21 protein-coding genes are annotated in these 21,749 nt (G+C 56.7%); 14 read left to right on the top strand and 7 right to left on the bottom strand.

The features are described from left to right. The first annotated feature begins 204 nt into the window (after positions 1 to 204). The 9 genes from citC to NHG65_RS17420 all read left to right on the top strand — a co-directional run bounded on the left by citC (position 205) and on the right by NHG65_RS17420 (position 9,078). Positions 205 to 1,278 carry a [citrate (pro-3S)-lyase] ligase gene (citC, locus tag NHG65_RS17460; protein WP_099064587.1) on the top strand — a complete coding sequence of 358 codons (1,074 nt, stop codon included), beginning with the start codon at positions 205 to 207 and terminating at the stop codon, positions 1,276 to 1,278. Then, positions 1,275 to 1,583: a citrate lyase acyl carrier protein gene (citD, locus tag NHG65_RS17455; RefSeq protein WP_099064586.1), complete on the top strand. Its 309-nt coding sequence runs from the start codon at positions 1,275 to 1,277 to the stop codon at positions 1,581 to 1,583. Before citC ends, citD begins: the two co-directional genes overlap by 4 nt. Next, positions 1,567 to 2,487 carry a citrate (pro-3S)-lyase subunit beta gene (gene citE, locus NHG65_RS17450; protein ID WP_207978185.1) on the top strand — a complete coding sequence of 307 codons (921 nt, stop codon included), beginning with the start codon at positions 1,567 to 1,569 and terminating at the stop codon, positions 2,485 to 2,487. The genes citD and citE overlap by 17 nt, the downstream gene beginning before the upstream one ends. After that, positions 2,487 to 3,992, top strand: a complete 1,506-nt coding sequence (citF, locus tag NHG65_RS17445; RefSeq protein ID WP_099064585.1) for a citrate lyase subunit alpha — start codon at positions 2,487 to 2,489, stop codon at positions 3,990 to 3,992. The genes citE and citF overlap by 1 nt, the downstream gene beginning before the upstream one ends. Before the next feature lie 4 nt (positions 3,993 to 3,996). Next, positions 3,997 to 4,545, top strand: coding sequence for a citrate lyase holo-[acyl-carrier protein] synthase (gene citX / locus NHG65_RS17440; RefSeq protein WP_129936483.1), 549 nt, complete (start codon positions 3,997 to 3,999; stop codon positions 4,543 to 4,545). After that, a complete protein-coding gene (gene citG / locus NHG65_RS17435) occupies positions 4,523 to 5,407 on the top strand; it encodes a triphosphoribosyl-dephospho-CoA synthase CitG (protein WP_404830583.1) in 885 nt (294 codons plus the stop codon). Before citX ends, citG begins: the two co-directional genes overlap by 23 nt. A gap of 28 nt (positions 5,408 to 5,435) precedes the next feature. Beyond that, complete coding sequence (locus NHG65_RS17430; protein WP_099064582.1) at positions 5,436 to 6,899, top strand: anion permease; 1,464 nt, start codon at positions 5,436 to 5,438, stop codon at positions 6,897 to 6,899. 150 nt (positions 6,900 to 7,049) lie between these two features. Continuing rightward, entirely contained in the window at positions 7,050 to 8,279 is a 1,230-nt protein-coding gene (gene agp / locus NHG65_RS17425) for a bifunctional glucose-1-phosphatase/inositol phosphatase (protein ID WP_099064581.1), read from the top strand. A 103-nt stretch (positions 8,280 to 8,382) separates the two neighbouring features. Beyond that, positions 8,383 to 9,078, top strand: a complete 696-nt coding sequence (locus NHG65_RS17420; RefSeq protein WP_099064580.1) for a 4'-phosphopantetheinyl transferase family protein — start codon at positions 8,383 to 8,385, stop codon at positions 9,076 to 9,078. A gap of 25 nt (positions 9,079 to 9,103) precedes the next feature. On the opposite strand, the gene rarD is transcribed toward NHG65_RS17420, so the two are convergent. Then, positions 9,104 to 9,997, bottom strand: a complete 894-nt coding sequence (rarD, locus tag NHG65_RS17415; protein WP_207978189.1) for an EamA family transporter RarD — start codon at positions 9,995 to 9,997, stop codon at positions 9,104 to 9,106. Positions 9,998 to 10,137: 140 nt separating this feature from the next. Here rarD and alkB point away from each other — a divergent pair, with 140 nt between their 5' ends. Then, positions 10,138 to 10,785, top strand: a complete 648-nt coding sequence (gene alkB, locus NHG65_RS17410; protein WP_207978190.1) for a DNA oxidative demethylase AlkB — start codon at positions 10,138 to 10,140, stop codon at positions 10,783 to 10,785. On the opposite strand, the gene NHG65_RS17405 is transcribed toward alkB, so the two are convergent. Then, the gene (locus NHG65_RS17405) at positions 10,768 to 11,703 is read right to left on the bottom strand and encodes a LysR family transcriptional regulator (RefSeq protein ID WP_207978191.1); all 936 of its coding nucleotides are present in this window, start codon (positions 11,701 to 11,703) and stop codon (positions 10,768 to 10,770) included. The two genes, alkB and NHG65_RS17405, sit on opposite strands and share 18 nt — an antisense overlap. An 84-nt stretch (positions 11,704 to 11,787) precedes the next feature. Here NHG65_RS17405 and NHG65_RS17400 point away from each other — a divergent pair, with 84 nt between their 5' ends. After that, positions 11,788 to 12,417 carry an alanyl-tRNA editing protein gene (locus tag NHG65_RS17400; RefSeq protein ID WP_207978192.1) on the top strand — a complete coding sequence of 210 codons (630 nt, stop codon included), beginning with the start codon at positions 11,788 to 11,790 and terminating at the stop codon, positions 12,415 to 12,417. 27 nt (positions 12,418 to 12,444) lie between these two features. On the opposite strand, the gene idnD is transcribed toward NHG65_RS17400, so the two are convergent. The 3 genes from idnD to NHG65_RS17385 form a co-directional block, all read right to left on the bottom strand. Next, positions 12,445 to 13,491, bottom strand: coding sequence for an L-idonate 5-dehydrogenase (idnD, locus tag NHG65_RS17395; RefSeq protein ID WP_207978193.1), 1,047 nt, complete (start codon positions 13,489 to 13,491; stop codon positions 12,445 to 12,447). Beyond that, complete coding sequence (locus tag NHG65_RS17390) at positions 13,491 to 14,855, bottom strand: MFS transporter (protein WP_207978195.1); 1,365 nt, start codon at positions 14,853 to 14,855, stop codon at positions 13,491 to 13,493. The genes idnD and NHG65_RS17390 overlap by 1 nt, the downstream gene beginning before the upstream one ends. A 107-nt stretch (positions 14,856 to 14,962) precedes the next feature. After that, a complete protein-coding gene (locus tag NHG65_RS17385) occupies positions 14,963 to 15,730 on the bottom strand; it encodes an SDR family oxidoreductase (protein ID WP_099064573.1) in 768 nt (255 codons plus the stop codon). A gap of 337 nt (positions 15,731 to 16,067) precedes the next feature. Here NHG65_RS17385 and NHG65_RS17380 point away from each other — a divergent pair, with 337 nt between their 5' ends. Then, positions 16,068 to 17,321: an enolase C-terminal domain-like protein gene (locus tag NHG65_RS17380; RefSeq protein WP_099064572.1), complete on the top strand. Its 1,254-nt coding sequence runs from the start codon at positions 16,068 to 16,070 to the stop codon at positions 17,319 to 17,321. A gap of 42 nt (positions 17,322 to 17,363) precedes the next feature. Here NHG65_RS17380 and NHG65_RS17375 read toward each other — a convergent pair whose 3' ends face one another. After that, complete coding sequence (locus tag NHG65_RS17375; RefSeq protein ID WP_099064599.1) at positions 17,364 to 18,080, bottom strand: FadR/GntR family transcriptional regulator; 717 nt, start codon at positions 18,078 to 18,080, stop codon at positions 17,364 to 17,366. Positions 18,081 to 18,381: 301 nt separating this feature from the next. On the opposite strand from NHG65_RS17375, the gene NHG65_RS17370 reads away from it, so the two are divergent. Continuing rightward, a complete protein-coding gene (locus NHG65_RS17370; protein ID WP_499182487.1) occupies positions 18,382 to 19,677 on the top strand; it encodes an MFS transporter in 1,296 nt (431 codons plus the stop codon). Between the two features lie 15 nt (positions 19,678 to 19,692). Here NHG65_RS17370 and NHG65_RS17365 read toward each other — a convergent pair whose 3' ends face one another. Further along, the gene (locus NHG65_RS17365; RefSeq protein ID WP_085117542.1) at positions 19,693 to 19,941 is read right to left on the bottom strand and encodes a hypothetical protein; all 249 of its coding nucleotides are present in this window, start codon (positions 19,939 to 19,941) and stop codon (positions 19,693 to 19,695) included. Positions 19,942 to 20,182: 241 nt separating this feature from the next. Between NHG65_RS17365 and NHG65_RS17360 the strand changes: the two genes are divergently transcribed. Further along, complete coding sequence (locus tag NHG65_RS17360) at positions 20,183 to 21,742, top strand: TIGR04028 family ABC transporter substrate-binding protein (protein ID WP_232519119.1); 1,560 nt, start codon at positions 20,183 to 20,185, stop codon at positions 21,740 to 21,742. Positions 21,743 to 21,749 lie beyond the last annotated feature (7 nt).

Genomic DNA, 21,749 nt, shown 5'->3' with positions numbered 1-21,749 from the left:
ATAACTTATTAACCGGGAGGGGTTTGTGAAATAGGTCAATAATTCGCTACTTTTTTCTGCCTACTATTGTTTTATTAAATGTGCCTGATGGTTTTAACGGTTTTATCTTTATGGTTTTTAAGGTTTTAATTATTCCTAAAGATGTTAATTGATGTTTATTTTCTGTTTAATTTGTTATTTATTAGTTAACCCAGAGAGTGTGCCATGTTGGGCGATGCCGTATTTGACCGAGTGAAAAGATCAGATCATAAAAATATAGCGCAGATTAATGCCTTTCTGCGGAGTAACGACCTGAATATTGATACTACGGTTGAAATATTTATTACCGTGACGCAAAACGATGAATTGGTCGCCTGCGGCGGCATTGCAGACAATATTATCAAATGCGTCGCTATCAGCCCACAAATGCGTGGCGAAGGGTTGGCACTGCGGCTGGCGACCGAACTGGTCAATCTGGCTTATGAACGCCACCACACCCAGCTATTTATCTACACCAAAATCCAAAATGAAGCGTTGTTCCGCCAGTGCGGTTTTTATCCGATAGCCCAGGTACCGGGCATTGTGGTGCTGATGGAAAACAGCCCGTGCCGCCTGAAGCGCTATGCCGCCCAGTTGGCGGGCCAGCGACAGCCGGGCCACACCATTGGCAGCATCGTGATGAATGCCAACCCCTTTACCCGCGGTCACCAATATCTGGTGCGCCAGGCGGCAGAAAAGTGCGACTGGCTGCACCTGTTTTTGGTCAAGGAAAACACCTCGCGTTTCAGCTATGAAGACCGGCGGCGGCTGGTACTGGCGGGCACCACGGATATCCCTAACCTGACGGTGCATGAAGGTTCGCAATACGTCATTTCCCGCGCCACTTTCCCTTGTTACTTCATTAAAGATCAGGGTATTGCCGACGACTGTTACACCGAAATCGATCTCAAGATCTTTCGTCAGTATCTGGCCCCCGCGCTGGGCATCACCCATCGTTTTGTCGGCAACGAGCCGTTCTGCGCGGTCACCGCGAAATACAACCGCGATATGCGTTACTGGCTGGAAACCCCGGCGTTACCCAGCCCGCCGATCGCGCTGGTAGAAATTGAGCGTTTGCAATATCAGGGCACGGCGATCTCGGCCTCCTGGGTACGCAAGCTGTTGGCGGCAGGCGATTTTCACGCCGCCGCGCCGCTGGTACCGCCAGACACCCTGTATTACCTGCAAGATTTGCAAACGCAGCGCCGGGCCAAACCGGCAGTCACCCCCTTTGAATCCGCACAATCAGGTGAAAGATGAAAATTATCCGAGAAGCAATGGCCGGCACGCTGGAGTCCAGCGATGTCATGGTGCGCATCGCGCCCGCTGAGGGGCCGGAACACGATCTGCTGATCGCCAGCAGCGTGGAAAAACAGTTCGGCGAAGCCATCCGCCAGACGCTGCTGCAGGTGCTGCAACACTACCAGGTGGAGCCGGTGCAGGTGATGGTGGACGACAAAGGCGCGCTCGACTGCGTACTACGGGCCCGGCTGGAAACCGCGCTGATGCGTGCCAGCGACAATGGCCAACTGCCATGGGGAGCGCCTAATGAAAACGCTGAATAAACACCGCCTGCGCCGCAGCATGCTGTTCGTGCCCGGCGCCAATGCGGCGATGGTGAGCAATGCCTTTATCTATCAGGCCGATGCGCTGATGTTTGATCTGGAAGACTCGGTGATCCTGCGCGAAAAAGACGCGGCGCGGCGGCTGGTCTATCACGCGTTGCAACATCCGCTGTATCAGGAAGTGGAAACCATTGTGCGGGTTAACGCGCTGGATTCCGCTTACGGCCTGGCAGATTTGCAGGCGGTAGTGCGTGGTGGGGCCGACATTGTGCGCCTGCCGAAAACTGACAGCGCGCAGGACGTGGTGGATATGGATCGCGAAATTGCCGCCATCGAAGCCGACTGCGGCCGCCCGGTCGGTAGCACCGGCCTGCTGGCGGCGATTGAGTCGGCGGCGGGCATCACTCAGGCGGTGGCTATCGCCCATGCTTCGCCACGGTTGATCGGTATTGCACTGGGGGCGGAAGACTATGTGCGCAACCTGCGTACCGAACGTTCCCCCGAGGGCATCGAGCTGCTGTTTGCGCGCTGCTCACTGTTGCAGGCGGCGCGGGCCGCCGGCATTCAGGCGTTCGATACGGTCTATTCCGACGCCAATAACGAAGTCGGTTTCCTGCAGGAAGCGGCGCTGATCAAACAGCTCGGTTTCGACGGCAAATCCCTGATTAACCCCCGGCAGATCGAACTGCTGCACAACCTGTATGCGCCAACCGCCAAAGAGGTGACCCATGCCCAGCGGGTGGTGGATGCCGCCGCAGCGGCGGAGCAGGAAGGGCGCGGCGTGGTGTCGCTCAACGGCAAGATGGTCGACAGCCCGGTGATTGAGCGCGCACGGCTGGTGTTGCAGCGCGCAGCGCTTTCCGGCATCCGCGAAGCCTCGGTTCAGCATGGAGAGGAAGCATAATGAAACGTCAACAACGACTGATGACCCTGAACAACCTGGCGGATTTGCGCTGCTATCAGGACTCTTCCAAGGCTAACCAGCAGGCGCGTAAACCCCGCGATATCAAACGCTGCGACACGCTGGAACAGGCGGTGCGCCGCAGCGGATTGCAGGACGGCATGACCATTTCTTTCCACCATGCGTTTCGCGGCGGCGATCTGGCGCTGAATCAGGTGATGGAAACGCTGGCGGCGATGGGGTTCCGCAACCTGACGCTGGCCTCCAGCTCGCTGAGCGAATGCCATGCGCCGTTGGTTGGCCATATTCGCAACGGGGTGGTAAGCCGGATTTATACCTCCGGTGTGCGCGGCCCGCTGGCGGACGCCATCTCACGCGGCCTGCTGGCCGAACCGGTGCAGATCCACTCCCACGGTGGTCGGGTCAACCTGATCGAATCCGGTGAACTGGCGATTGACGTCGCCTTCCTTGGGGTACCGGCCTGTGATGAATTCGGCAATGCCAACGGCTACAGCGGCGAAGCCTGCTGCGGCTCGCTGGGTTACGCCAAAGTGGATGCCGACGCGGCGGGCACCGTGGTGTTGCTGACCGAGGCGATTGTGCCTTATCCGCATCATCCGGCCAGCCTGGCACAGGATCGGGTGGATCTGATCGTTCAACTGGCACGGGTGGGCGACGCCGACAAGATTGGTGCCGACGCCACGCGTATGACCTCCAACCCGCGTGAACTGCTGATTGCCCGTCGGGCCGCCGAAGTGATCGCCGGTTCCGGCTACTTTACCGAAGGTTTCTCGCTGCAGACCGGCACCGGCGGCGCCTCACTGGCGGTGACGCGTTTTCTGGAAGACAAGATGCGCGCACGCGGTATTCGCGCCGGTTTCGCACTCGGTGGCATCACTTCGACCATGGTGGATTTGCATGAAAAAGGGCTGATCACCCGGCTGCTGGACGTGCAAAGTTTTGACCGCGCGGCGGCGATGTCGCTGGCGCGCAACCCTAACCACATTGAGATCAGCGCCAACCAGTACGCCAATTTCAGTTCGAAGGGTGCCTCGGTCGATAGGCTTGACGTGGTGGTGCTGAGCGCGTTGGAAATCGACACCGGATTCAACGTTAACGTGCTGACCGGCTCCGACGGCCTGCTGCGCGGTGCCTCTGGCGGCCACTGTGATACCGCTGCGGCCGCGCGGCTGGCGATCATCGTGGCACCGCTGGTGCGTGGGCGCATCCCAACGCTGGTCGAGCAAGTGACCACCTGTGTCACGCCCGGCTCCAGCATCGACATTCTGGTTACCGATCATGGTATTGCCGTTAACCCGGCGCGGCCAGAGTTGGCGCAGCGGCTGAAAGAGGCCGGTTTGCCGGTGGTCGGCATCGACTGGCTGCGCCAGCGGGCGCTGCTGCTGACCGGTGAACCGGAGCCGATCGTCTTTACCGACAAGGTAGTGGCGGTCGTGCGCTATCGCGACGGTTCGGTGATCGACGTGGTGCATCAGGTGGCGGAGTAATCCTATGGCTAGCGTCCTTCCTGAACTGGCCGCCAACCGCGCAGTCAGCCTGCCGGAACTGCTCACCAGCCGCGAATGTCGTCAGGCCCGCCAGCAGGCGTGGTTGGCGCAGCATCAGTCTACCTTGCTGGTGCTGACGCTGGTGGTGCCCGGTGGGGTAAAAGACAGCGCGCTGACGCGCAATATCTTCAACCTGGGTTGGCAGGCGCTGCAACAGCTGTGGGGCGAGCAGGGCTGGCACTGCCTGCAGGCCGAAACGCTGGCGCTGTCCACCGGCTGCGAAGGTTTTGTGGCGCTACAGGCCGATGCCCAGCGGGTGAAAGACTGCGCCATGCAGTTGGAAGTGCAGCAGCCGATTGGCCGACTGTGGGATATCGACGTGCTGGACTCACAGGGGCGCATTTTGTCGCGCCGCGATCTGGGGCTGGCGGAACGTCGCTGTCTGCTGTGCAGCCAACCGGCCAAACTCTGCGCCCGTCAACGGCAGCACAGCAGTGAACAGCTGCTGCAGGAAATGGAAAGGATGCTCAATGATGCACTCGCTACCCGCTGATCCCGTCCGTTATGCCCGCCAAACGCAAGTCGGGGACTTCGCCCATGCCGCCTACCGGGCGCTGCTGGTGGAAGTGAATCTGACCCCCAAACCGGGCCTGGTGGATCGTCATAACAACGGCGCACACCGGGATATGAACCTCGGTCATTTTTACCGCAGCGCCCGTGCCATTGGCATCTGGCTGCCGCGCTTTATCCGCCAGGGCCGTGACGATGCTTTCCGCCCGGCAGCCGAGCAGTTATTGCGGCTGCGCCCGTTGGGGCTGGCCTGCGAAAACCACATGTTCCAGGCCACGGGCGGCGTCAACACCCACAAAGGCAGCGTGTTTTCACTCGGTCTGCTGTGTGCCGCCTTCGGCCGTTGTGATCAGCAGCAACGCCATATCGACGCCAAAACCTTGTGCGCCGAAGTGGCGACGATGTGTGACGGGCTGGTGGCGCGCGAGCTGCAACAGCACAACGCGCTACAGACTGCCGGTCAGCGGCTGTTTGCCGGGCATGGCCTGAGTGGCGCGCGCGGCGAGGCCGAATCCGGCTTCGAACGGGTGATTAACGGCGCTTTGCCGCTGTACCGACAACGGCTGAACGCCGGTTGTGATGAACAGACCGCGCTGATGGACAGCCTGCTGTGGCTGATGGCCCACAACGATGACACCAACGTCGCTTCGCGCGGCGGCATCGATGGCCTGCACTGGCTTCAGCAGCGTGCCGCCGGGCTGTTGGCTCAAGGTGGCGCACAGGGCGAGCAGGGCATACAGCGCCTGCGGCAGTTTGACGCCGACTGCATCATGCGCAACCTCAGCCCCGGCGGCAGCGCCGACCTGTTAATCGTTACCTGGCTACTGGCGCAGTTACCGAACTAAAAACAATATCCCGTCTCTGGAGAAACTTATGTCCGAAACCAAGGAAAAAATCTGGAAAGCGCTGACGCCGTTGCTGGTGCTGGCTATCCTGTTATGGATACCCACGCCGGACGGCATGCCGCCGCAGGCCTGGCGTTACTTTGCCATTTTTGTGGCGATGATTGTCGGCATGATCCTGGAGCCGATCCCGGCGACGGCGATCAGCTTTATCGCCGTGACCCTCAGCGTGCTGAGTGCCAACTGGGTGCTGTTTGGTGCGCAGGAGCTGGCAGAACCGGGCTTTAAGGCCGGTAAAGAGGCATTGAAATGGGGGCTGGCGGGGTTCTCCAGCACCACCGTCTGGCTGGTGTTCGGGGCATTCATCTTCGCGCTCGGCTACGAAGCGACCGGGCTGGGGCGACGTATTGCGTTGTTCCTGGTGAAGTTTATGGGTAAGCGTACCCTGACGCTCGGCTATGCGGTGGTGATCATCGACATTCTGCTGGCGCCCTTTACCCCGTCCAATACCGCCCGTACCGGCGGTACCGTGTTCCCGGTGGTGAAAAATCTGCCGCCGCTGTTTGACTCTTTCCCCAATGATCCCTCGTCGCGCCGTATCGGCGGCTACCTGATGTGGATGATGGTGGTGGGGACCAGCATCAGCTCCTCGATGTTCGTCACCGGTGCCGCGCCGAACGTGCTGGGGATCGAGTTCGTCAGCAAGATTGCCGGGGTGCACATCAGTTGGATGCAGTGGTTCCTGGCCTTCCTGCCGGTCGGGCTGCTGCTGTTGATTATCGCGCCGTTGATCTCCTATTACCTGTACAAACCGGGCGTGACCCACAGCAGCGAAGTGGCGACCTGGGCCAATACCGCGCTGGCCGAAATGGGCAAGCTGACGCGCAAGGAATACACGCTGATTGGCCTGGTGCTGCTCAGCCTGTGCCTGTGGGTGTTTGGCGGTAAGCTGTTGGATGCCACCACGGTTTGCCTGCTGGCGGTATCCTTGATGTTGGCGCTGCACGTGGTGTCGTGGAAGGAGATCACCAAATATTCCAGCGCCTGGAATACGCTGGTTAATCTGGCGACGCTGGTAGTGATGGCCAACGGCCTGACCCGCTCCGGCTTTATCGACTGGTTCGCCCAGACCATGAGCACCCACCTGGACGGTTTTTCACCGAATATGACGGTGGTGGCGCTGGTGCTGGTGTTCTACTTTGCCCACTACCTGTTCGCCAGCCTGTCGGCACACACGGCCACCATGCTGCCGGTGATCCTGGCGGTGGGTAAAGGGCTGCCGGGGGTGCCGATGGAGCAACTGTCGATGCTGCTGGTGCTGTCGATCGGCATCATGGGCGTGCTGACGCCGTACGCTACCGGCCCTGGGGTGATCATCTACGGCTGCGGCTATGTGAAGTCGAAAGATTACTGGCGCATGGGCGGTATTCTCGGCGTGGTGTATATCGCCGCGCTGCTGTTGATCGGCTGGCCAATCATGCGTTTGTGGCTGTAGTTTTTTGAGTTAACGGCGGTCATCTGCGGATGGCCGCTGGGCAGACCTTTCCTTGTGATACTCATCACACACTTTCCCCGTTAACCTCTCCATCATAGCGAAGCAAAAGCTAACACATTAAAAATAATCATTTTCCTGGAGCCTCTGCGGATGAAAAGAAAAGCCTTATTGCTGTGCTTGCCGTTATTAATGACCGGGACTGCCCTGGCGGAAACCAACGACTATCAATTGGATCAGGTGCTGGTGATGAGTCGCCATAACCTGCGTGCGCCACTGGCCAATAACGGCAGCGTGCTGGCACAGTCCACACCTAAAGCCTGGCCGGCCTGGGACACGCCGGGTGGCCTGTTGACTACCAAGGGCGGGGTGCTGGAAGTGTATATGGGCCACTATTTCAATGCGTGGCTGAAGCAAACCGGAGTACTGCCGCAGGAAGGCTGCCCAACGGCCGGCAGCGTTTACGTTTATGCCAACAGCCTGCAGCGCACGGTAGCGACCGCGCAGTTCTTTACCAACGGCGCGTTCCCTGGCTGTGATATCAGCGTGCATCACCAGGACAAAATGGGGGAGATGGATCCGACCTTCAACCCGATCATCACCGACAACAGCGACGCTTTCAATCAACAGGCGCTGGGGGCGATGAACAAGGAACTGGCCTCGCTGAAGCTGGATGCGGCCTATAAACAACTCGCGAAAATCATCGATTATAAAGATTCCAGCAGCTGTAAAACCGACAAGCACTGCGATCTGACCAAAGAGGCCAGCAAAATGAGTGCGGTACCGGGCAAAGAGCCGGGTGTCGCGGGTCCGCTGCGGGTGGGCAACTCGCTGGTGGATGCCTTCATGCTGCAATATTACGAAGGCTTCCCGATGAAGGACGTGGCCTGGGGCAAAATCACCACGCCGCAGCAGTGGAAACAGTTGGCGCAGTTGAAAGACGGCTATCAGGATTCGTTGTTCACCTCGCCGGTGGTAGCGCAGAACGTGGCCAAGCCGCTGCTGACCTACATCAACGGCGCACTGATTGGTGAACGCAAACCGGACTCACCGAAAGTGACGGTGCTGGTGGGCCACGATTCCAACATCGCTTCTCTGCTGTCGGCGATGGAGTTCCAACCGTACCAACTGCCGCATCAATATGAGAAAACGCCGATTGGCGGCAAGCTGGTGTTCCAGCGCTGGCACGACAAGAAAAACGATCGCGACCTGCTGAAGATTGAGTATGTGTATCAATCCACCGACCAGTTGCGTAATGCCAGCCCGCTGACGCTGAAAACCCCGCCACAGCGCGTAACGTTGGCGCTGAAAGGTTGCCCGGTAGATAAACAGGGTTACTGCGCCTGGAGCGACTTCGAAAAAACCATGAAAGGCATTCTGTAATCTTGCCGTTCCTCTCCCTCAATGGCGGGGGAGAGGAATAATCATTGTTGCCCATGGATTCGGCGTCTAAAATTAGCGCCTACACACCCAACATGGACGACAAGTGTTCTCTTCTTTTATCCCCAGAATTGAATGGCTGAACCTGGATGATTACCCGGGGCAGATCGCGCGTTGCCACTTTTCTTTGGCCCATTATCAGGACAGCTGTTTTGACGAAATCGGCATGACACTGCCCGATCATCTGGCGCGGGCGGTGCCAAAGCGGCGGGCGGAGTATCTGGCCGGACGTTACCTGGCACGAGAGTTACTGGCGTCGCTGGGGTTTGCCGACTTCACCTTATTACCTGGCGAGGACCGTGCGCCACAGTGGCCGCCGGGCATTGCCGGTGCGCTCAGTCATAATGCGGATACTGCGCTTTGCGCCGTACATCGGGAAACGGGGTTGGGTGGCGTGGGGCTGGACGTTGAAACGCTGATCCCTGCCGCACGGGCGGAGGAGTTGTGGCGCGCTATCGTCAGCGAGGCGGAGTGTGAGCAACTGCGCGCACAGCCACAGGCATTTAACCCACTGTTGACGCTGGTGTTCTCCGCCAAAGAAAGCTTGTTCAAGGCCTTGTACCCACAGGTGCGCAGCTATTTTGATTTTCTTGATGCGCACCTGGTGGCACTTGATCCGCAACAACAGACCTTTGAATTGGAATTGCTCAAACAGCTCACGCCGCATTGCCATGCCGGCCGACGTTTTAGCGGGCGCTACTGGCATGAAAGTGACGACGTCACTACATTTATTTGTTTGTAATCAATGTAATAAATGCGTTGCACTGTCACGTAGTTGATTTTATCCGTTGCCGACGCAATAGATGACCAGCACCTTCTGACACCAACAACAGCACTGCCAGCCAAATTGGAATATAGGTCAGCCATTCCTCCCGGCCGATGCTCTCGCCGAGCAACAGCGCCACGATCACCAGCAGCACCGGCTCCACGTAGCTCAGTAAACCGAACAGGCTGAACGGCAACAGGCGACTGGCCAGGATATAACACACCAGCGCAGCGGCGCTGATCACCCCCAACAGCGGAATTTGCCAATACAGCGTCGGGCTGACGCTCAGCGCGGCCAGCGGCCCGTTCCCCCCGAAGGCAAACCAGGCGGCGACCGGCAGCATCAGCGTCAGTTCACACCACAATCCGCCGAGATTATCGGTGCCGAAACGTCGGCGCAGAATAAAGTAAACCGGATAGCCCAGCGCCACCACCAGCGTGGTCCAGGAGACGCCGCCCACCTGATACAGTTCATTGCCAACGCCGATGATCGCGCAGGCAACCGCCAATTTTTGCAGCAAAGAAAGCCTGTCGCGGAAGATCAAACGACCCGCCAGCACCATGGTCAGTGGCAACAGGAAATAGCCGAGTGATACTTCCAGCGCTTTACCGTGCAAGGGTGCCCACAGGAACAACCAGAGTTGAACCCCCAGCAGCGCCGAACTCAGCGGCAGAAACAGCAGGCGGCGCGGCCGTTGTTTTATCCAACACAGCGTTTCGCTGACTTTGCGCCAGTCGGCGGAAATCACCATAAACAGGGTCAAAAATGGCACGGTCAGTAGCGTGCGCCAGCCAAACACTTGCTCGCCGTCGAGCGGGGTCAGGGTGGAGGTGTAGTAATACATCACGCCGAACAATATCGAGGCGATGACGGAAAGGGCTATTCCTTTAATCACGGACTGTCCTGAAAAGTGATTGATTTTATTGCCGTCTACTCTAGTGAAGTTTGGTGCCGACAACAATGTCGCGCATCACACTGGACAATCGGCGTCGGCAGGTTAAAATAAATACTGTGTATTAATACAGATGTTTTGTGATGACCCTCGATCTTTTTGAAGACGCCGTACCGCCGCCGTGGCGGGAGCAGATTGCCCCAGGGGCGGTGGTGATGCACGGTTTTGTGCGCGATCACGGCCCGGAGTTGCTGGCCGCGGTGAATGGGGTGATCGCCCAGGTGCCCTGGCGGCACATGACCACGCCGGGTGGCCACGTGATGTCGGTGGCGATGAGTTGGTGTGGCAATGGCTGGAGCAGTGACAGCCGGGGCTACCGTTACTCCGAACGCGACTCGCGCAGTGGCAAACACTGGCCGCCGATCCCGGCGATTCTGATGGCGCTGGCGGATGAAGCGGCGCAGCAAGCGGGCTTTGCCCCTTTCGTGCCGGACTCCTGCCTGATGAACCGTTACGATCCGGGCAGCAAGCTGTCGTTGCATCAGGATAAAGACGAGCATGATTTCGGCTCGCCGATCGTTTCGGTCTCACTGGGGTTACCGGCGGTGTTCCAGTTCGGTGGCATGCAGCGCAGTGACCGCGCCCAACGCATTCCGCTGGCACACGGTGACGTGGTGGTGTGGGGTGGCCCGTCGCGGCTGTGCTTCCACGGTATTATGCCGATCAAAGAGGGCTACCATTCGCTCGTGGGCCCACATCGGATCAATATCACCCTACGCAAGGCGCTTTAGCTGTGGCTCTTTCGCCAGACAGGCGACCAGATAGTCGATAAACACCCGCAGTTTGGGCGGCAGATGCTGGTTAGGGCCATACAGCAGCCACAGGCCGCCGTGATAACTGCTGAGAAAGTCCCATTCCGGCAGCACCTGCACCACTTCACCGCTGTCCAGCGCCTGCCGGGCCGTAAAATACGGCAGGCTGCCAATGCCAATGTGCTGTTTCAGCGCATCCAGCCGCACGCCAGTGTGGTTGGCGGCATAGCGCCCGTGCACATTCACCGTGACCGTTTTACCGGCGCGACGGAATTTCCAACGGGCGTCGTTGGGCGTTTCTCCCAGATAAATACAGCTATGCTGAGTTAAATCCTGCGGATGCTGCGGCGTGCCGTGCTGTGCCAGATAACCGGGGGTGGCGCACAGCAGGTGTTCGATGGTCATCAGCTGGCGGCCGATCAAGCCGGGAGAAGGGCGTTCGGTAATGCGCAGCGCCAGATCGACCCTATCGTCAATCAAATCCATATAGCGGTCTTCCAACCGCAGGCGAACATCTACCTTGGGATAACGGCGTAGAAACTCTGGCATATGCGGGTGCAACACAAAGCGGCCGACGGCTTTGGGCACGCTGACGCTGACCAGCCCCTCCGGTTCTACCGCTCCCCGGCCGCTGAACGCCATCACCGAGTGCGCGGCGTCCAGCATGCTGCGACAGCGCAGAAACACCTCTTCACCTTGTTCACTCATGCGCAGCTTGCGGGTGGTACGGTGCAGCAGTTGCAACGCCAACGCCTGTTCGAGTTTGGCCACGCTACGGCTGGCGGCAGAAGGGGAAGTGCCCAGCCGACGGGCAGCGGCGGAAAAACTGCCGCTTTCCACCACCTGAACAAACACGGCCATTTCGGCCAGCAGTGAATGAGAGATATTTGTGCTCACAGCGCAAAGGTCCATTGTAAAGTTGACGGATTATGCTTTGATTATGGCATGAATATAATGGGGCCACTAACCAGGAGAAAAACCATGACCGAACGACTCTATTTTTACAGCGACGATTTACAGGCTGAAGCGCAGGTGCTGGCCTGTACCCCGGTTGAAGACGGCGGATACGCGATAACACTGAACGCCACGCTGTTTCATCCTCAGGGCGGCGGACAACCGGCAGATGGCGGCAGGCTGGGTGCTATTCCGGTGCAGCGTGTGGCACAACAGGGGGATCAGGTGCTGCATTTTACCGCCGACCCCGTGCCTCTTGGCCCGGTCAGCGTGCAGGTTGAGGGCGAGCAGCGTCGGTTACATACCCGCTGGCACTCCGCCGGGCATCTGATTGGCTGGCTGGGTGAAACGCGCGGCTGGCAACCGGTCAAGGCGCATCACTGGCCGGGTGAAGGGCGCATTACCTTTGCACCGGGTGCAGAACCCCAAACCCTGGATCAGGATTTTCTGGACGCGGAGTTGGCGCGGCTGATCGCGGCGGATTTACCGCGCAGGCAGGTAGAGGTCGAGGGTATGCGTCAGGTGGGGTTCGGCGAGCTGCCTGCCTATGGCTGCGGCGGCACCCATGTCCTCTCACTGGGTGAGTTGGGGGCGGTAAATATCACCGCGCTCAAGATGAAAAAAGGGCAGTTGATCGTGCAGTATGAGCTGGGCTGAGTGCTTTCAGCCCGGCTCGGCAGGGGATCAGAATTTGATCTGCACCTTGGAAGACAATGTTTTGTCACCGGCTGCGATCAGTGCGTTTTCGATGGCTTCCGGTGGATATTCACCGCTGAGCAGTGGCAGTGGATCGATACGGCCGTCCTGTAGCCATTTAACGGCGGTGGCAAATTCGTCGACAAAACGGAATGAACCTACCCAACGGATTTCCTTCACCAGCATCGGCATAACCGGATAGTCAACGTTAGAGGCTCCCATGCCCACCTGCACCACGGTACCGGCAGGGCGGGCCAGCGTCACGGTGGATGCGATGGCCGCCGGGCTGCCGGAGGCCTCAAACACCACGTCGAAATAGCCTTTATTGCTCTGATAAACAGTAGCGCTGCCTTCCTCCAGCGGGTTAAAGGTGTTGGTCGCGCCCATTTGTCGCGCCAGCTCCAGGCAGCGTTCACTGACGTCGGAAGCCACCAGTTCGGCGGCACCGGCACTGCGGGCGGCGGCCAGGATCAAACAGCCAATAGGGCCGGCACCGATCACCAGCACACGTTTGCCCACTAGCGTGCCCGCGACATTGACGGCATGAATGGCAACCGCCAGCGGTTCGGCAAAGGCCATGATCTGTGGGGATACGTCATCGCGATAGGGAATGCATTGTTGTTCTGTGGCTACCACGTATTCGGAAAATCCGCCGTCAACGTGCGGATTAAACTGCGCACTGCCCATAAAACGCATAGTGGCGCAGAGGTTCTGTTTGCCTGCCAGGCAGTATTCGCAATGATTACAGGGTTGTGACGGATTGATGGCCACCTTCTGTCCCACCCGAAATGCCGAACCGACCGGCACCTGGCTAAGGGTGCCGACGAATTCATGCCCGACGACTATCGGGTGTTTGAGGATCGACATGCCGGCACGGCCGTGCTGGTAATAATGGATATCCGAGCCACAGATACCGCCGCGTTCGACCTTCACCAGTACGTCATTCTCATCGTATTCCAGCTCGCGTTGCTCAACGCGCACATCTTTTTCACCGTAGGCGAAGCAGGCTTTACAGCTTAGGATCCGTTTGCTCATTATTTTGCCTCAAGTTTGTGGAGATCCGCGTTGGAGCGCGGTGCTAAAGGTTGATCGGATTTCGGGGGTACGATCACTTCAATCTTGCCGACCAGGAAGGTGTAGGCCAACAGACCCATCAGGGCTACGGCGGCGATATACCACATTGCATAGTGGAAGTTATTGGTGCGTTGCAGAATGACGCCAATGACTATTGGACTGATGATGCCGGAAAGGTTGCCGCAGATATTCAGGCAGCCGCCCATAGTGCCGATAAAATTACGTGGGATCACATCGCTCCAGACCACCCAACCCAGATTGGAAAAGGCGTTGGCGAAAAAGGCGATGGACAAGATGGCGATGGCGATCACCGGTTGATCTTCGAAAAAATTGACCAGGCAGATAATCATGGTCAGACACAGGCCGGACATCACCGGCAGTTTGCGGGCAAAGGTGCGGGATTTGCCCTTTTTCAGCAGCAAATCACTCAGCGTACCGCCACACAGTACGCCTGCCATCGCCATCAGATAGGGGAATGAAGCACCCAGCCCGGCTTTGGCGATCGGTAAGTGCAGACCTTTCTCCAGGTAAACAATAAACCAGGTCAGGAAGAAATAGAGTGTGGATGAGCAAGCGAACTGGGCGATGAACAGGCCCCAGACGGTGCGATTCTTCAGGAAAAAGGCGATATCGCGCCAGCGCACTTTTTCACTGACGCAGGCCTGGTTTTTTGAACCATAGCCACCGCCTTCACGAATGTAATCCAACTCCTGTTGGTTGGTTTTACTGCTGTGTTGCGGATCGCGATATTTAACTAACCAGTAAATGCCAAACAGGATGCCAACGCCGCCGGACAGGTAGAATGACATCTCCCAACCGTAATCCGCCACCACAAAGGACAACGCCGGGGTTAACAGTGCCAGCCCGATATATTGTGCGCTGGAATAAATCGCCGTGGCGCGTGCCCGCTCGTGGTCGGGGAACCAACTGGCGATGATCTTGGTGTTGGAGGGGAAGGAGGGGGCTTCGGCAATACCAATCAGCGCCCGACAGGCCAGCAGCATTAAGAATGATGCTGTTGCAGTGGCGAACAAATGATGCGAGGCGAAGCCCATCAGGAAAGTAAAGACGCTCCACAGAATAATGGCGCTGCCGTAAAGTATCCGTGAGCCAATGCGATCCAGTACGTAACCAACCGGGATCTGGCTGGCGGCGTAGAACCAGGTAAACATGGAAAACAGTAAACCCAGTTGGGTGGCGCTGAGATCGAACTCAGACTGAATTTTACTGCCGGCGACGGACAGGTTGGCCCGGTCCATATAATTTATAGCCGTCACAATAAACAACAGCGACAGAATAAAGAATCGCGATTTTGTTGCTTTCATAGTGTTGTCCTGGTCAGGGTGTTTATTTTTATAAATTTTGGCTACAGAGATGCCCCCGTAACAGTCATATGCCACGGGTAAGTAAACAGATTTAAAGCGGGTCAGGGTTACAGTACGGCCAACCAACCGCCATCGACGTAAATAATTTGTCCATTCACGTAGTTGGAAGCATTGGACGCGAGGTACACGGCGGTGCCGATCAGCTCTTCTGGTTTACCCCAGCGTTTAGAGGGATTGCTGGCTTTCACCCAGGCATCGAACTCGGGGTTATCAACCAGCGCGGCATTCATATCGGTCAATATATAACCCGGACCGATGGCGTTGGACTGAATATTAAACTCGGCCCACTCGGCGGCCATTGAACAGGTGAGCATCTTGATGCCACCTTTGGCGGCGGTATAAGGCGCAACCGTGGCGCGGGCGGCTTGGCTGGTCAGCGAACCGATGTTAATGATTTTCCCCCCTTTACCGCGGGCGATCATCCGCCTGGCGGCGGCTCGACCAACGATAAATGCGCTGGTCAGGTTGGTATCGAGCACCCGCTGCCACTGTTCCAACTCCAGGTTGAGCAGGGGGCTACGGTACTGAATACCGGCATTGTTGATCACAATATCAACCTCAACCCGTTCCTCGTCGAGCTGATTGAATACCGCCTCTATGGCTTGTTCATCGGTAACGTCAAAGGCGAAACCGCGCGCCTGCAGACCTTGAGATTGCAGTCGCTCGACCGCGGCCTGTACCGTTGCAGGTTGCGTACCGTTTAAAATGACGCTGGCTCCGGCCGCAGCCAACCCCTCAGCGTAGGAAAAACCTAATCCGCGAGAAGAACCGGTGACCAGCGCCGTTTTCCCCGTTAAATCGAACAGAGCAGACATATCAACCTCTTACTGTTGGTTATAGGATCCTGATTCGGCATGTACCGCTATTGGCATCGTGTTAAGCTTAGTGCTGCTCAACATGTATGACATCATTCATATAAACGTTGCGTTAAGCCTTGGCAGAAATCAATTCTGTTAAATGGTTTTTGAAGCGCGGATCACAAAAGAAAAATTCAACATTAAATAATTGTAATGTAAAACAATTGGTTGAGTTTGTTTTCATGACGCGGCGCACATAATTTTTGAACGACGCTTTAGCCCATGCACTATCGATGATATAAATCTAACCACACCTTGTAGGACAACTGATGAGTTAGCGGCAAAGGAGTTTACAGTGGGTAATCTAAGAATCACCGGCGTGAAAACTATTCTCACCGCGCCAGGCGGTATCGATCTGGCTGTAGTGAAGGTCGAGACGAACCAACCGGGCCTATATGGCCTGGGGTGCGCGACCTTCACTCAACGCATTCATGCGGTGAAAACGGCCATCGACGACTATATGGCACCGTTTCTAATCGGTAAGGATCCATCGCGCATCGAGGATATCTGGCAGTCTGCCTGCGTAAGCGGCTACTGGCGCAGCGGTCCGATCATGAACAATGCCCTGTCCGGTGTGGACATGGCGCTGTGGGACATCAAAGGGAAAGTCGCCGGTCTGCCCGTTTATGAACTCTTGGGCGGCCAATGCCGCGACGGTATTCCGCTGTATTGCCACACCGACGGTAGCGATGAGTTTGAGGTAGAGGACAACATCCGCGCACGTATGGAGGAGGGCTATCAATACGTGCGTTGCCAGATGGGGATGTACGGTGGGGCGGGCACGGACGATCTGAAATTGATCGCCACCCAATTGGCTCGGGCAAAAAACATTCAGCCTAAACGTTCCCCGCGCGGCAATACACCGGGCATTTATTTTGATCCCGATGCCTATGTGAGAAGCGTGCCACGTCTGTTCGAACACTTGCGTAATAAGCTGGGCTTCGGCATTGAGTTTATTCATGATGTACATGAGCGTGTTACGCCGATCGCCGCCGTTCAACTGGCCAAAACGCTGGAGCCATACCAATTGTTTTATCTCGAAGATCCGGTGGCGCCGGAAAATATAGACTGGTTGAAAATGCTGCGTCAGCAATCCTCCACGCCGATTTCAATGGGGGAGTTGTTCACCAACATCAATGACTGGAAGCCACTGATTACTAATAACCTGATCGATTATATCCGTTGTCACGTCAGCACCATTGGCGGTATTACCCCGGCGAAAAAATTGGCGACGCTGAGTGAAATCCATGGTGTGCGTACCGCGTGGCACGGGCCGGGCGACATTTCTCCAGTCGGCGTCGCCGCCAACCTGCACCTGGATATGAGCGTGACCAATTTTGGTATTCAGGAATACACGCCGATGAATGACGCCTTGCGTGAAGTGTTTAGCGGCTGTCCGGAAATTGAGCGGGGTTATGCCTACCTGAGCGTTCGCCCAGGGTTAGGTATAGATATCGATGAGCAAAAAGCGGCGCAGTACCCGTGTATCGGCGGTATCCCGTCCTGGACTCTGGCACGTACGCCGGACGGCACGGCGTCACGGCCTTAACCTCACCTGTGGACGCATTCAATTGCGCCCTTTGAAAGTGCATCACTCGGTGTCCGGTGTGGCCTGTTTGAGTTTTTCGATGGCGGTGACGTTGTCCGCCATCGCCTCGTTGAGTACTGCAACGGCGGTAGAAGAGTCGCGGTTTTTAATCGCCATAAACACCTTGATGTGTGCCTCGACGCTTTCCAAAGAAATCCCCAATGCCCGGTTCAGTTCTTCCAGGTAGTAGTAATAGGTGTCTTTGATTGAGTTCATCACGTTGTAGAACACCTTGTTCTGTGACGCTTTGGCTATGGCCAGGTGAAACTCAAAATCGGCCTGAGAGTACTTTTTGTAATCGTCTTTGTTGATCAGCATGCGGTTCAGGGCTTGTTCCAGCGCGGTAATGTCCTCGGGCGTGGCGTTTAATACCGCCAGCTCCATACATTTGAACTCCACCGTTTGGCGGAACACCATCATGTCGTGAAACTCTTCACGGCTGAGGTGCATGATCGGTTGCTGTTCATTGAACAGGCTCTGTGGATTGAGGTGTTGGGCGACAAAACTGCCTTTGCCCTGATGGGTCACCACGATGCCCAGATCGCGCAGACGCTGCACCGCGCTGCGAATGCTGACCCGGCTGACGTTGAAAGAGGTGGTCAGTTCCGCTTCTGAGGGGAGTTTGCTGCCAGGCGGCCAACTGCCGTCCAACAGTTTTTCCTTTATTTGCTCATAGACCGCGTTGACCACGTTGTGTTTTTGGATTGATTGAAGACTCATGATATCCATCGCATAAGTTGTCCTACAACATGCCTGTGGTATAGCACGCCATGCCGCAGGTGTGAAGCTGTTCGCCACATTTTTGCGTGGCTGACACCAGGTCGGGAGAATAAATTTATTTTGTGATCGTCATTTCAATTCGAAGCACTGGCCATTGAATACGACCGAAATGTGATTCATTTTTAATCTTGAGTGATGTCATACAAGTTAAGGTATGACATCAGATGTTTTAAAGGGGCACCAACAAGCGCGGTCATTAGGTATAAACCGGCATCCATTAAAATTCCTGGGGAAAACGAATATGAGCATCAATTTACCCACCAAGCTGGCACCGATCCGCTGGCGAAAGCTTATTCCGCTGGCTTTCATTACCTATAGCCTGGCCTACCTGGATCGTGCCAATTACGGATTTGGAGCGGCCGCAGGGCTGGCGCACGATCTCAATATTACGCCGGGTATGTCTTCACTCTTGGGGGCGCTATTTTTCCTCGGTTATTTCTTTTTCCAAGTGCCGGGAGGAATTTACGCCGAGAAACGCAGTGCCAAGGGGCTGATTTTTTGGAGCCTGGTGTTGTGGGGCATTTTGGCCACCGCTACCGGTTTGGTCAGCAATGTGGCAATGTTGGCGGCGATCCGCTTCCTGCTTGGGGTGGCGGAAAGCGTCGTGATGCCGGCGATGCTGGTGTTCCTCAGCCATTGGTTTACCAAGCAGGAACGCTCGAAAGCCAATACTTTCCTGTTTCTTGGCAACCCGATTACCGTGCTGTGGATGTCGATACTGTCCGGTTATCTGGTGGACGCCTTTGGCTGGCGTGGCATGTTTATCATTGAAGGGGTGCCGGCCATTATCTGGGCGGCAATCTGGTGGGTGATCTTTGTCGATCGGCCAAAAGATGCCACCTGGCTCAGTGAGCAGGAGAAAGCTGCTCTTGAGGCCGCCCTCGCCGCTGAACAGACCGGTATGCAACCGATTAAAAATTACGGCGAGGCCTTTCGGTCACGCAAGGTATTGGCACTGTCGTTTATTCATTTCTTCTGGAATATCGGTATGTACGGTTTCATTATGTGGCTGCCGTCGATCTTGAAAACCGCTTCCGGCATGGGGATTGTCGCTACCGGCTGGTTGTCTGCTGCACCTTATTTGTTGGCGGTGCCGCTGATGCTTGGTGCATCCTATTTCTCTGATAAGTATCAACAGCGCAAGCTGGTGGTGCTGTTGTTTCTGGGATTGGGGGCGGTTTGCTTCTGCGCGTCTTTCACACTGGGTGCTAACCATTTTTGGTTGTCCTACGTCTTGCTGGTGATTGCCGGCGGAGCTATGTATACGCCTTATGGCCCGTTCTTTGCGGCGATCCCGGAGCTATTGCCACGCAACGTGATGGCGGGGGCGATGGCATTTATCGTGAGTTTTGGCGCACTGGGGTCATTTGTGGGGGCCTGGATTGTCGGCTATCTCAACGGTATTACGCAGGGGCCGCAGGCTTCCTATATCTTTATGGGCACTTCGCTGGTCATCGCGGTGGTACTGACGGCACTGACCCGTTTCTCTAACACACCACAACGAGTTGTGACCCCTGGCGTCGCAGCCTGCCGATAAGCTATGCCGGACAGGTTATTTTGCCGGTCCGGCCTGCCGCAGCATGGTGCAGAAAGCACACTGGCATCCGGCCTGCGGCAAGGCGGCGCAGGTGCCGACATTGACCGTTTGCGCATCCAGCGCATGAAAGCCGTAGAACCTATTCTCGATATTATTTTCCGCTGCGCGCGTCTGTTCAGGCTGGGGTTCTGGCACCCTGGATTGAAACGCGGCGGCGCGTCCGGCCAACAGGCCAAGGAACAACAGCGAGAGCTGAATTTTCATTTTGGTCTTCCTGATTTAATTTCTGATACGTTATAACAAAACATCCTTTCTGCCAACCACCGATGCCTTGTGCATTTTCCGCCATTGGTTAGCGAAATTAGTTCGTTCAACTCCCCGCTGATTTGGTTTGTTATCTAACCCATAACATTCCGAAATAAAGAAGGCGTGGCATACGATGTTTAATTTCTCTTTCAATAGATTAACCCGCGGGATAACGGTGGCATTGGGCCTGGCGGCGGTGATGAACCCGGCGCTGGCCTCGGTGCAGGGCGGCACGCTGGTCTACCTGGAACAGCAGGCGCACACCAACCTTTATCCGCCTTCCGGCGGCTTCTATCCCAATGGCGGCATCCTCAATCAAATCACTGACAAACTGACCTACCAGAACCCGCAAACGCTGGAGATTGAGCCGTGGATCGCCGAATCCTGGAACAGCAACGCTGACAAAACCGAATACACCTTCAAGCTGCGGCCGGGTGTGACCTTCTCCGACGGCACTCCGCTGGATGCTAACGCGGTGGCAAAAAACTTCGATACCTATGGCCTGGGCAATAAAGAGAAACGCCTGCCGGTGTCTGAAGTCATCAATAACTACGACCACAGCGAAGTGATCGACCCGTTAACCGTCAAATTTTACTTCAAGCATTCGTCGCCAGGTTTCCTGCAGGGTACCGCCACGATTGGCTCGGGATTGGTTTCGCTCAGCACCCTGAACCGCAACTATGACCAACTCGGCGATGCGCACCATATCATCGGATCCGGCCCGTTTGTGGTCAGCGCCGAGACGCTGGGGCGTGAGGTCAGTCTTAGCGTTCGCAAAGATTACCACTGGGGGCCGGCCAGGCTGGCTCAACAAGGGCGCGCCAATCTGGACGCGATCAAGGTAATTGTTACCGGTGAGGACAGTGTGCGCATTGGTGCGTTGCAAGCCGGGCAGGCGGACTTTATTCGCCAGATCCAGGCCTACGACGAGAAGCAGACTCAGGATCAGGGGTTCACAATCTACGCGGCCCCAACGCGTGGCGTTAATGACAGCATCGCCTTCCGACCGGATAACCCGCTGGTAAGCGATCTGCGCGTGCGTCAGGCGCTACTGCATGCCACCGACAGCAAGCAGATCGTCGATACGCTGTTCTCGGTTAACTACCCACAGGCCAAATCGGTGATTGCCTCTTCCGCCGCCGGTTTTGTCGACTTGTCCGCCAAGCTGAAGTTCGATCCGCAACTGGCCAACCGCCTGTTGGATGAGGCGGGCTGGAAAAAGGGCAGCGACGGCCTGCGTGAGAAAGACGGTAAAAAACTGCTGCTGAATGTCTACGAATCGCTGCCGCAACCGCAGAACAAGGCGGTGCTGCAACTGGTTTCGCAGCAGTGGGGCAAGGTCGGTGCGCGCTTGAATATTCTGGCCGGTGACGCCGGCAGCCGGGTAGCAGATAACCTCGACCCGCAGAAAACCCCGGCGGCGGTGGTGGAGGTGGGGCGGGCCGATCCGGACGTGATTAAAAGCCAGTTCTACCCGACCAACCGCGATGCGCTGTTGCAGCAAGGTGGCTCCGGTAAAAACAGTCAGTTCAGCGACGACAAGCTGAACACGCTACTGCTGGGCATTGCCTCTGAGGTGGATGCGCAAAAACGCCTGCAGATTGCCGGCGAGGCACAAAATTACCTGCTCGATCAGGCCTATGTGATCCCATTCTTTGAGGAGCCGCAGGTGTTTGCCGGCGCGCCTTATCTGAAAGGGGTGAGTTTCGAAGCCGTGGGTCGCCCGAGTTTCTACGGCGCCTGGTTAGAGAAACATTAAGGAGATC

Origin of the sequence: Serratia myotis (assembly GCF_027474885.1) — a bacterium.
Classification (GTDB): Bacteria; Pseudomonadota; Gammaproteobacteria; order Enterobacterales; family Enterobacteriaceae; genus Serratia; species Serratia proteamaculans.
Note: the sequence above shows the minus strand (reverse complement) of the source record. Positions and strands in the feature narration are given on the sequence as shown.